Source organism: Leifsonia sp. KNZ12-8B (assembly GCF_056755495.1).
In genome coordinates, this window is the sequence record NZ_JBPGXM010000117.1 from 1 (window position 1) to 12,027 (window position 12,027).

The window sequence follows — 12,027 nt, forward strand, 5'->3', positions numbered from 1 at the left end:
CATCAACACCGTCCCGAGCACCACATCCTCCCCACGCACCAGCGCCCCCGACACCAGCACCGCCCCGAACACCAGCGCCGCCACCAGCCGCCGCCCGGTCTTCTCCAACCGCATCGCGGCCCGCTCGAGCCGCGGATTGGCAACCTCCAGCTTCCCGTCCGAAATCTGCGTGACCAGCGCATCCACCCGCCGCGGCAGCCGCCACAGCATCCCGAGGATGTCGAGCGTCTCCCGCCCGAAGTCGCTGGCGACGTTCCCGCGCTCCTCCCGCAGCAGTTGCGCCGCGTACGGTTCGACCGAGTCCCACAGGTTGAACGACGGGTCCAGCGCGCTGCACACGCCCGACGTCAGCGACATCGCGCGCACGATCAGGAGGAAGTTCTCCGGCAGCTGGAACGGCAGCGACCGCACCACATCCCCGAATTCGGTCGCGAAGTCGCGGAACTCGCGCGGGTCCACCTCCCGCAGCTCCGCGAATCCCATGCCGCCGAACCGCGCGAACAGGTGCGTCATCGCGCGTTCGAGCTCCGTCGTGTCGGCTGTCGGCAGCAGCACGCCAACGTCGCGCATCGCGTCCACGAGCCCCTTGCCGTCGCGCGCCGCCGCCGCGATGAGCAGCTTGCGGAGGCCGCGGCGGATGCCCGTCGGCACCTCCCCCATCATCCCGAAGTCGATGAAGGTCAGCTTCCACGGCCGCTCGCCGTCGCCGGCCGCAGGCACGCCCGGCGCCACCGGCGTCACGAAGATGTTCCCCGGGTGCGGATCCGCGTGGAAGTACCCGCTCGTGAACAGCTGATCGAACATCACCGTCGCGAACACCGGCGCCACGTCGGCCGGGTCGATCCCCGCCGCCCGCAGCGCCTCCGCGTCGGTGATCTTGATCGCCGTGACGTCGGCGAGCGTCAACACCCGCCGCGTCGTCCGCTCCCACACGACCGACGGCACAGCCACGCGCGCATCACCACTGAAGTCTGCGGCGAACCGCTCGGCATTTCCGGCCTCGTGCACGTAATCGATCTCGTGGAGGCTCGTAGCCGCGAACTCCTCGACCAGCGCCGGCGCATCCACCCGATCGGACACCAGCCGCACATGGCTCAACCACCGCCCGACCCGCCGCAACGCCGCGAGGTCGACGTCGACGATCACGTCGATCCCCGGCCGCTGCACCTTGATGACGACGTCGTCCAGCCCGACCTCCGCCGCCGTCTCCGGCGCGAGCCGCGCGCGATGAGCCTGACCGAGGGAGGCCGCGGCAACCGGAGTCTCGTCGACGCGGGCGAACGCGCGCTCCAGCGGAACGCCCAGCTCCGCCTCCGCCAGCGCCCGGATCTGGGCGAACGGAACGGCGGGAACCTCGTCCTGCAGCCCCTCCAGCTCGGCCGTGATCTCGGGCGGCAGCACGTCGAGCCGCGACGACATGAACTGCCCGACCTTGATCATCAGCCCGCCGAGCTCGATGGCGAGCGCGTGGAACCGCCGGGCAAACCGCCGCATCCGCCGCGACCGCGTGCGCTCGGCGACGCGCGCGAGCCCGATGCGCGGCAGGACCAGCTCGTACCACCAGGTGACGGCGAGGTTCCACCCGGCGAACCGGAGGATGCGCCGGTAGCGGGCGCGCGTGTTCCCGGCGCCGGGCACCGTGGCCCGCCCGCCCGCTTCAGGCCGTGTCGTCGCGTCGGACGGCGCCGCCACCTCGCGTCAGTCCTGCGCCAGGATCGCGTACAGCTTCCGGCGCGCCTCTTCGAGCACGCCGACGGCCTCCTGCACCTGCGCGGCGCTGCCGGTGCGGTTGACCTGCGCGGCCGCCTGCGCGAGCTCGATGCCGGCCTTGGGGAGGTCGCCGAACGACTTTCGCGGCTGACCGTCACCGCTGCTCCACGGCACATCCGTGCTCTCGGCGGCGACGGCCCGCCCCTCCTCGGTGAGCGCGTACGTCTTGCGCCCGCCCTCCTCGGTTGCGATGATCAGCCCCTCATCGGCGAGCAGCTGGAGGGTCGGATAGACGGACCCGGCGGACGGCTTCCACGACCCACCGCTGCGCTCCTCGATCTCGCGGATGATCTGGTACCCGTGCATGGGCTGCTCCTTGAGCAGCGCGAGCACGGCGGCGCGCACGTCCCCGCGACCCATGCGGGGATTGACGCGCTTCTCGAAGGTGGAGCGCAGGCTCTCGAAGGCCTGCCAGAGCGAGTCGGCGTTGGGGGTGCTGCCGAAGGGGTTGTTGGGGAATGAGGTGCTCATGATGGGGAGCCTCCTTGAGTGCGTAGCGACAGCTAACGATATATCGCTCAACTCCACGAGGGAAGGTTCATGACCAGTATTTCTAGCAGTGACGCGACGCGAGCATTGTTTCCAGTGCTCCACGACACGCTGAACGTCCAATGCGAATCGAGAACGCGTCGATCTTGCCTGTACTTTGATCATTGAGGACCGCCCTAGGCCTGCGTGCGCCGACCGGCGCTGGCCTTCGCCACTGAAAGAGTTGGAACCAAGATGACCGATGTGCTCCCGGCCACGGATGAAGTAATTCCCATTTCCAACCCCGACTTTATTGAAGACTACATCTCCGGGAAAACAGTAAAGAACACACCTGAAGAGCGCGACGCAGTGCAAGTATTCTCACAAATGCTTGTCGAGGACTACCAATATCCGAAAGCCCACATTAGAACGCGCCCCCAATATCGTGTGGCTGCAGCGCCGAGCGACAGCAGGAAGTCCTATCCGGTTGACATTGCGGTCTTTCGATCCGAAGATCACACAGAAGCCAACCTCTATCTGATCGTTGAATGCAAGAAGCCCGGACGCAAGGATGGCATCAAACAACTCCAGGCGTATCTAAGCCTTTCGAACGCCGAGCTCGGCGTCTGGTTCAACGGCGCGGACGCGCCCGCATATGTTCGAAAGCGTGTACACAACGGGAAATTCATATTCGACGTCCTCGACGGGATGCCGGAGTACGGGCAGCGGTGGCAGGATATTGGCGAGTTCAAACGATCCGATCTTAAACCCGCAAGTAATCTAAAGAGCATTTTCCGCTCAATACACAACTATCTTGCAGCCAACGCGGTCGGCATCACACTCGACACATCTATTGCTCAGCAGGTAATCAACGTAATTTTCTGCAAGATCTTTGATGAGCGCTTTACTCGACCGGACGATATTGTCACGTTCCGCGCGGGAATCGACGAGGACGCCACCTCCGTCAAGAAGCGCATCGTTGAGCGCTTTGCGCAAGCGAAAAACGAATACGATGATGTCTTCGCACCGGAGGACGAGATATCTCTGGACCCAGCGTCTCTGCGCTACGTCGTTGCTGCGCTGCAACGCTACTCGTTGAACGAGAGTAGCCGTGATGCCGTGGGCGAAGCCTTCGAGACATTCATCGGTCCTGCCTTGAAGGGGTCACAGGGGCAATTTTTTACCCCACGAAACGTCGTAGAGATGGTAATGGACATGCTGGACCCGACGGAAAAAGAGAAAATTATCGATCCTGCTTGCGGGTCTGGTGGATTTCTAACGTCCGCGCTGCGCCACATCTACAGGCGCATCGACGCTAAGGCCTCAGAAATGAATTGGCCAGCAGGCGAAGCAGATCGCGCGAAGAGCGCCGCCGCAACGAAAATCCATGGGGTTGATAAAGACGGCTTCCTGACGAAGGTGGCCAAGTCATATATGGCGCTGCTAGGCGACGGCCGGGGCGGAGTGTTCAACGAAAACAGTCTTGAGTCTCCCGACAACTGGGACGATAAGACCAAAGCTACTCTGTCCATGGGTCAATATGACGTCGTCGTCGCGAACCCACCATACGGAAAGAGCATCGCGATCGAATCAGCGAGTATTCTAGAGACTTATGATCTAGGGCACGAATGGAAAGAGATCGACGGTCAATTCGTGAAGCAGGACAAAGTTCTCGCCAAGCAGGCGCCCCAACTCCTATTCATTGAGCGAATCTTAGATCTGCTCAAGCCAGGGGGTCGGGCAGGAATCGTGCTGCTGGAGTCCATCTTTGGCATGCCTAAATACCGGTACGTGGTCGACTATATAACCAGACGAGCCAACATAAAGGCGGTTGTCACTCTTCCCGAGGACCTCTTCCAGCCCTTCACCCACGCAAAAACGTGTGTAGTAATACTGGAGCGGACTGACACTCCGTCGCCGCACGACGTATTTCTATGTGACGTGAAGTGGTGCGGGCACGACAGCCGCGGCAACACCACATATCGAGTCAATCAATGGGGCGAGCGCGAGGTACTGGATGAGATTCCACTGGTCGCTCCTCTATTCAAGAAGGGCTCTGAGAGTGCGAAGCATTAAAGCCTTCTGGAAGGCATCTAAGGACCTAACGAGCGGCATCTACATCCCGAAGTACTACGATCCGACGATCGACGCCGAGATCGCGGCGCTCGCACCGACTCACCACATCATGGCGCTTTCGGATCTCGCAGAAGGTGGTGCGATCCAGGTTTCCACAGGGCATGAAATTGGAAAAGACGCCTATGGAACGGGTGACATTCCCTTCGTTCGAACCAGTGATATCGCCAATTACGAGCTAAAAACCTCTCCGAAGCAGGGCGTCTCCGAGGAGATCTACTCGGCGTTCTCAAGACGACAAGACGTCCGGCCCGGTGATATTCTGTTCGTCCGCGACGGCACTTACCTCATAGGGCGCTCAGCGGTCGTAACAGAAGCCGATGGTCGCATGTTGTTTCAATCCCACGTGATTCGAATTAGGGTCACGGAGAAGTCGCGAATTACGCCCGAGGTTCTTTTCCTCGCTCTCAATTCCCCGCTCGCTCTGCGGCAGATTCGCTCGAAGCAATTTACAGCCGACACAATAGACACAATCGGTCAGCGCTTCTTCGAGGTCCGTATCGCGATCCCTCGCGATGACGCGAGCGTGCAGTCCTTTAGCGAAGAATGCGCTCGGGCTTTGCGCACACGTGCTAGCGGCAAGGCTTTAATCCAGCACCTGCCAACTCTCATCGAAGAGGCGATCTTGGATGGCAGGGCAGGTGCAGTGTCGCGGTTTGGTGCGTTGACTCCCGAGGAACGCACAGCTGCTCTTCGCCAGCGCGCCGTAACTTCTGAGTTTGGTGTGTTCAATCACAGATGGATGTCATCATCAGAGGTCAAAGACCACATCTATCTCCCGAAGTACTATGACCCGACAATCCAAATGGAGCTGGATGACTTGCGTCATACCTGCGACCTAGTCACAATTTCGCAACTCATCGAGCAAGGAACGCTGGATATAGGGACTGGCGACGAACCCGGGAAAGCCGCGTACGGCACCGGTGATATTCCGTTCTTGCGAACCAGCGATTTTGCGAACCTTGAGGTAGCTGCTAACCCCAAGCAGGGCATTTCTGAAGCCATCTATGAAGAGTATGCGGGCAAGCAAAGCCTGCAGCCAGAAGATATCTTGCTGGTTCGCGACGGAACATACCTAGTTGGATCATCGTGCATCGTGACTCACTACGACGCGCGAGCACGGTTTAGCGGTGGTCTCATTCGCGTCCGGGTTGACGCCGAGCGGTTATCGCCGTTTCTTGTGCTCGCGCTTCTGAACACTTTCATCGTGAAGCGTCAATTTCGATCAAAACAGTTCACCCGTGACGTGATCGACACGATGGGCCAACGGTATCGGGATGTGATAATTCCCATCCCCAAGGATCTCGGACTTCGTGACGAAATCGCGCAAGCCGTCAAGGAAGCGGTCATGAATCGAATCGGTGCACGAGAGACGATACGTGACCTGGCCGCTCGCATCTCTCAGTCCCGTCGCGACGAGCCAGACGCGGCCGCGACGTCGGACGCTACGAAGGCTGCCGATATGCAAATGGCTTAGGCGCTGACGCCGGACGAGGTCGGCCACGCCGTAACTCCACCGCGCGTTCACCATATTGTCCGCTCTGACCATCGGAAGGCACCTTCCTCCGAAGGTTCTTGATTCGAGCGTCGACCGGGGAACGCAGCGACAGTGCATGTACCGCGTTCTCGGGCACTGAACCGTGCCGCGTGGCCGGGACTCGCCGTGCGCCTAAACCGGCTCAATCTACTTCGAAGGTAATCCGGGCGCCGACTCCGATGGCCGCCAGGACGATGCGGACCACTGCGATCGTCACGACGCAGGCCGTCAATACGTAGTCAAGGCTTACGGCGCAGAGAGAATCCGTCAGCGCTGGAGCGCCTACGCCACCAACGGTCACGGCGACAACGTCGAACTGCGGCGGAGCGACCCGGCGGACTTCCGGTTACCGCTGCTTCGAGTGTTCGACTCCGCGACGCCCGCACGGTATATCGGCCAGGCCGAGCATCACTTCATGGATGCACTCGAATCTCGACGCCACAGTCTGAACCGGAACCTGGGCGAGCCCAGAATCGCACTGGCCGCTAAGGGGGGCTGGCCGTCCATTCAACTCTCGATGCTCGCTTCGAACTATCGTCGGCAGGTTCCCGGAAGTCCTCCCGACCGAGCTCTCACGCTCGTGGCGCCGCCGAACTCCTCCAGTCGCAGGGCGCGCCGCAGCAACTTCTCTTCCCGGTCGAACTCGTTGAAGGGGAGCCGCTCAGCAGCGGCCCGAGGGGCCGGCGGGATGTCCTTCCAGGGGTCGGGGCCGACCTTCGGCTCACGGCGCTTCGTCTTTGAGGCCGTCGTCGTCGCGGTTCGCCGGGTTGCGCCAGTGACTTGGTCTTCCGGTTTCGGCTTCTTCGAACCGAGTGGCCTGGAGTGCTCCGGGCCGAGCCCCACTCCCGGGCACTCGACACCCGAACGAAGACCGTGCGGCAGAAGCGCTTGTGTCACGAGCCCGACGCGAACGGCCTTGTTGCACTCCGGACAGACCCGCTTCACCGGTTCAGCAACCGAAGACAAGAGACCTCCTCGCTCTCGACGAGGCTAGCGCGGCGTCGCGGACACCGAGAGCCCCCAACAAGTGGCACGGCTACGGCGGGGACACTCAGCGAGCAGCGCGGGCTCACACTACGCGAATCACAAATGCGCCACAGGGCGATGCCCATGACCGCTCCGCCCGAAAACCGCCCACCAAGCGACGCCCAGCCTGCGCCGCACCTCGACGACCGGTCTGCGTGGCGACACGGTCGTCCCCCGGTCCCCCTGCGACCGGCGCAGCTCATTCTCGCGTTCCAGGCTCGCCGCGCGATGGGAGTCGGCGCGGAAGGCGACGAAAGTCTCGTAGTTCATGATCTTCCCTTCTCAGAAGAGGCCGAAGACGTGCATGCGTCCACCATCACGCCGCCCGGTACTCGATCCCTCCTCACCCGGTACTCATCCGGTACTCGCCCCCAGCGACGAGCGTTGCCGGCCTTCCGGATCGCGCTCACACTGTCCTCATGACCGTGAAAGTTCTCGGTCCGTTGGATACCGGCACCGAGCACACCCTGAGTCCGCGGGAGCGCGTCGTGCTCTCTGCGCTGATCGTGCTGGCGGGGCGTTCCGTGGCCACCGGCGAGCTGGCCGAGGCGTACTGGGGGGCGGACCTCCCGCGCACCTGGGCTCAGCAGGTCAAGACAGCGGTGGCGCGGATCCGCGCCGACCTCGGATCCGGCGCGGTGATCACCCGCGGCTCGGAGTACATCCTCGGGCTCGACCCGGCGACGATCGATGCATTCGAGTTCGAACGGCTGGTCTCCGACGCTCGCAAGCACGCGATGCACGACGAGAACGACCGGGCGGTGGCCGCGTACCGGCGGGCGCTCGCGATGTGGCGCGGCGGACCGTACCCCGAGCTCGCCGACTGGGAACCGGCTGCCGTCGAGGCCGAGAGGCTGATCGAGATCCGTCGCAGCATCGAGGAGGAGCTGCTCGAGTCCCGGCTCGCGGAGGGCGAGCACAGCGCCGTCGTCGCCGACGCGGAGCGGCTGGTGCGCGAGTCGCCGCTGCGCGAGAACCGGTGGGCGATCCTCGCGATCGCCAACTACCGTGCCGGCCGGCAAGCCGAGGCGCTGTCGAGCGTCCGGTCCGCGCGGACGCGGCTCGCGGACGACCTCGGCATCGACATCGGTGATCGGCTGCGTGCGCTCGAAGCGTCGATGCTGCAGCAGGATCCGGCACTGACCCCGGCCAAGCCGCTGCACCGCGTGAGCGACGTCTGCCCCTACCGCGGCCTCCAGCCCTTCTCACCCGCCGATACGGAGGACTTCTTCGGACGAGATCCCGACATCGATGCCATGCGCCAGCGCGTGCGCGAGGGGTCGCTCACCGTCGTGGTGGGCGCCTCCGGATCGGGCAAGTCCTCACTCGTGCTGGCCGGGCTTCTGCCGCGCATCGCCGACGGGCGGCGCACCGTGGTGATCACGGCGGGTCGGGATGCCGCGACTGCCCTGCGCGCGACAATCGCTGCCGGTGGACGCGCCGATATCGTGGTCGTCGATCAAGCCGAGGCGATCCTCCAACTCCCCGAGCGCGAACGCGATGACCTGTGCAGGATCGTTGCGGACGTGCTCGCCGGCGGGTCGATCGTGCTGATGACGCTGCGCAGCGACTTCCTCGACCGCGCGACGGGTCTCCCGCACATCGGCGCTCTGGTCGGCCGTGGCGTGTACGCCATCGGGCCGCTCGATGCCGACGGTCTGCGTGAGGCGATCGAGCGCCCGGCCGCCCGTGCCGGCCTGCGGATCGAGCCGGGGCTGGTCGAGGTGATCGTGCGGGATGCCGCTGACCGGCGCACCACCCTCCCCCACGTCTCGCACGCCCTGGAGGAGACCTGGGTCCGACGCGAGGGAGCGACGCTGACGGTGGCCGGGTACGAGGCATCCGGTGGCATCACCGGCGCCATCGCCCAGTCGGCCGAGACGCTGTACCGCTCCCTCGACGCCCACAGCGCCGCCGCATGCCGCTCACTCATGCTTCGCCTCGTGCACCGCGGAGCCGATGGCGCGTCCGTGCGACGCACCGCCTCGCTCGCGCCCCTCGTCGCCGACCCGGCCTGGCGTGGCGTGCTCAACCGCCTCGTGGCCGCCCGGCTGCTCACGACCGACGGCGACGAGGTCACGGTCGCTCACGAGGCGCTCGCGACGGCGTGGCCGCGCCTGGACCAGTGGCTGGAAGAGGATGCCGAGGGCGCTCGCCTCGTGGCGACCGTCGCCACCGCGGCAGAGCTGTGGAACGGTTCCGGGCGGCGGGACGATGATCTCTTGCGCGGCGCCCGGCTGCAGGCAGCGCTGGACTGGCGAGACGGGTCGGAGCCGGATCTCACGACGGTGGAGCGGGAGTTCCTCGATGCGTCCGCGGAACGGGAGCAGGACGAGATACGGGAACTGGCGCGGCGCGCCGCCCGCGACAAGCGCAACAACCGGTGGCTGCGGTGGGCGATGGCGGGTGCGGGCGTGCTGCTGGTCGCGGCGGTCTTCGGCGGAGGACTCGCTGCCGTGCGAGGCGGGGAGGCGGGTCGTGCTGCAGAGGATGCTCGCATCGAGGCGCTCGTGGCGACGTCCCTGTCGCTGCTCGACAACGACCGCGAGACGGCCGCACTCCTCGCGGCGGAGACGTACCGGCGGTGGCCCGACGACGCGCGGACGCGCTCCGCGCTCTGGGGGGTCATGACGAGCTCGGCCGGCCTGGTCGACATGCACCATGACAAAGGCGCGATCCTCCCCTCGATGGACATGCTCCCGGGCACGGGGACGGCGCTGCACGTCTCGTCCGGCCAGGATCGAGCAGGACACCCCGCCGCCGAGGTCGTCGATGTCGCCACGGGCGACGTGCTCCGGACGTTCGAGCTCGGTCTCCCCGATACGCCGTCGGGCTGGGGCCGCGCCGTCGAGGTCAGTTCCGACGGATCCGTCGCGGCGATCCAGTCGCCTGTCTACCCGGACCCCTCGAACACCGACGAGTGCTGCTGGGAGCACCTCACGTTCCTGGATCTCACGACCGGGAAGCCGCTGCCCAGCACGGGGCTCGTTCGCTCGCCGTTGTCGGGGACGATGACCTTCGACGCAGCGGACCGGACTCTCTACGTCGCGCAACCGGTCACTGCGGACATCATCGCGGTCGACGCGACAACGGGTGAGGTGCGCTCGAGCGCTGCCACCTTGGACGACCATCCGAAAGGGATCGAGAACTTCTATGGCGTGACGCTCGTCGACGACGGCCTCGTCGCCGTCGGCGCGGGCGACCAGCTCCGCCTGTACGATCGCGCGACGCTCGCGCTGGTCCGAACCATCCCGCTCGAGGGGGACGTGTCGAGCATGGACGTGATCACCGACGGCCGGGGAGGCGTCGTGACGACGGGATGGGACGGTACGGTGCGCGTCCTCCTCGCCACGGGTGAGACCCTCTGGCGACGGTTCCCCGATCCGACGCGGAACTGCTACTCCCTGCACCTCGCCACGGACACGACGATCGCGTGCGGGTCCTACGAAGGGGTCGCCCTCGTCGATCTGGCGACGGGCGAAACACGGAGAGGGCAGGTCGCCGCGCTTCAGCTGGACGAGTTCCCGAGGTTCGAGACGATCGACGACAGCACCCTCCTCGCGGCCGTGGGGCAACCTCCGATCTGGATGCGCTGGCGGATCGACGGAGGTGGCACCGGCGCGGACGTCGTCGCGAAGGGGCGCGAACTCGTGGACGGTCCGGAGGCGGGAGGATCGGTCGTCGTCACCCAGCCCGTCGGCGGGGGCGGGCGCATGCGACTGTGGGACCTGGAGCGCGACGCCCCGGTCGGCGAGGAGGAGGACCTGATCGTTCCGCTCGGCTCCGGTGTCGTGGCGGAGTACGCCCACTATGACCCGGAGAAGCATTCGGGCGAGCCGCGGCTGGAGCGCCGAGCAACAGGCGAAAGGATTCCGCTGCGCATCCCCGGACTGCCGAGCGCCTTCAACGTCCTGCCCGGCGGATGGGACCCTCCCGCCTTCGCCTGGTGGCCGGACGGCATCGTCGCCTTCGACCCGTCCACGGGCAAGCCCCTCGGGCCGGCCATGGCCGTGCCGGACGATGGATTCGAAGTCCTCTCGGCGAGCGAGACGCACGACTCGCACGACGCGGCCCTCGCCGTGGTCACGTGGTCGGTCGTCCCGGGTGACTCGGAGACCGGTGTCTTCGACATCTCGACCGGACGGCTCCTCGTCCGCGGCCTCCACGACCTCGATTCGAGCCACGCGCTCGACGGCGACCAACTGATCGGCGTCGCGGCGGACTATGCGCGCCGCTACGACCTCCACACGCTCCAGCCGATCTCGGCCCTCGCCCGAGCGATCGGTGGCAGCCAGCTGACCTCCGTCAGCGCCGACGGTCGCACCCTCCTCAACGTCGGCTACAACAACGCGCTCACGCTCTACGACCTGACGGCGGACATCGCGCTCGCCACTCCGGTCGACAGCGACGCCCCGGGGGTGCGTCTGCGCGGTGGGTACCTCACCGCCGACGGCGACACCCTGCTCGAGGCGCTCCCCGACGGCATCCGCGTCTGGGACCTGCGCCCGGCCGAGCAGGCGTCGCAGGCGTGCGCACTGGCGGGGCGGGAGCTGACGGAGGAGGAGTGGGCTACGTACTTCCCCGGGGAGGAGCGGGTGGAGACGTGTGCGGTGTTGGGGAGCGGGGGGTGACGGCTGGCGCTTGTCTGCGTTCTCCACGGGTGTCACCAGGCTGCGCCCCACCGCTCCCCCGGACGCCGCATCTCGCTGCGCGAGAGACGTCGCCCGGGGCCCCCTCGCGGCGGGGACCCCATTAGACAGCAGCGAGCAACGAAAAAGCCGGTGGAGCACGTGGTCGCTTTGCGACCTTCGTGCTCCACCGGCTTTTTCGTTGCGTCGGGCTGACAGGATTTGAACCTGCGACCCCTTGACCCCCAGTCAAGTGCGCTACCAAACTGCGCCACAGCCCGTTGCTGCCCCGCCCAGGCGTTTCCGCACCAAGCAAGGCAACTCCCCTATCTTAGCGTGTCGGGGGGGGGGGGGGGGGGGCCGACCCCCGGCCCCCGCCCCCCCCCCCCCCCCCCCCCCCCCCCCCCCCCCCCCCCCCCCCCCCCCCCACCCCCCCCCCCCGCCCGCGGGGGGAGGAAAAAAAAA

At 65.7% G+C, this 12,027-nt stretch carries 5 protein-coding genes and 1 tRNA gene; 3 read left to right on the forward strand and 3 right to left on the reverse strand.

Annotation, left to right across the window (positions count from 1 at the left end):
• On the reverse strand, positions 1-1,638 hold a 1,638-nt coding region (locus ACR9ZG_RS14890; protein WP_481285630.1), incomplete at its 3' end, for an ABC1 kinase family protein.
• 60 nt (positions 1,639-1,698) lie between these two features.
• Positions 1,699-2,241 carry a PadR family transcriptional regulator gene (locus tag ACR9ZG_RS14895; protein WP_481285631.1) on the reverse strand — a complete coding sequence of 181 codons (543 nt, stop codon included), beginning with the start codon at positions 2,239-2,241 and terminating at the stop codon, positions 1,699-1,701.
• Between the two features lie 252 nt (positions 2,242-2,493).
• Between ACR9ZG_RS14895 and ACR9ZG_RS14900 the strand changes: the two genes are divergently transcribed.
• The 3 genes from ACR9ZG_RS14900 to ACR9ZG_RS14910 all read left to right on the forward strand — a co-directional run bounded on the left by ACR9ZG_RS14900 (position 2,494) and on the right by ACR9ZG_RS14910 (position 11,565).
• The gene (locus ACR9ZG_RS14900; RefSeq protein ID WP_481285632.1) at positions 2,494-4,314 is read left to right on the forward strand and encodes a type I restriction-modification system subunit M; all 1,821 of its coding nucleotides are present in this window, start codon (positions 2,494-2,496) and stop codon (positions 4,312-4,314) included.
• The gene (locus ACR9ZG_RS14905) at positions 4,301-5,848 is read left to right on the forward strand and encodes a restriction endonuclease subunit S domain-containing protein (protein ID WP_481285633.1); all 1,548 of its coding nucleotides are present in this window, start codon (positions 4,301-4,303) and stop codon (positions 5,846-5,848) included. The genes ACR9ZG_RS14900 and ACR9ZG_RS14905 overlap by 14 nt, the downstream gene beginning before the upstream one ends.
• A gap of 1,505 nt (positions 5,849-7,353) precedes the next feature.
• Entirely contained in the window at positions 7,354-11,565 is a 4,212-nt protein-coding gene (locus ACR9ZG_RS14910) for an nSTAND1 domain-containing NTPase (RefSeq protein WP_481285634.1), read from the forward strand.
• A gap of 204 nt (positions 11,566-11,769) precedes the next feature.
• Here the strand turns inward: ACR9ZG_RS14910 and ACR9ZG_RS14915 are convergent.
• A tRNA-Pro gene (locus ACR9ZG_RS14915) sits at positions 11,770-11,843 on the reverse strand.
• Positions 11,844-12,027: the final 184 nt, after the last annotated feature.

Bases quoted from the DNA above. Each gene is read 5' to 3' on its own strand.
- ACR9ZG_RS14895 (WP_481285631.1), bottom strand. From the start codon at position 2,241: ATGAGCACCTCATTCCCCAACAACCCCTTCGGCAGCACCCCCAACGCC.
- ACR9ZG_RS14910 (WP_481285634.1), top strand. From the start codon at position 7,354: ATGACCGTGAAAGTTCTCGGTCCGTTGGATACCGGCACCGAGCACACC.
- ACR9ZG_RS14900 (WP_481285632.1), top strand. From the start codon at position 2,494: ATGACCGATGTGCTCCCGGCCACGGATGAAGTAATTCCCATTTCCAAC.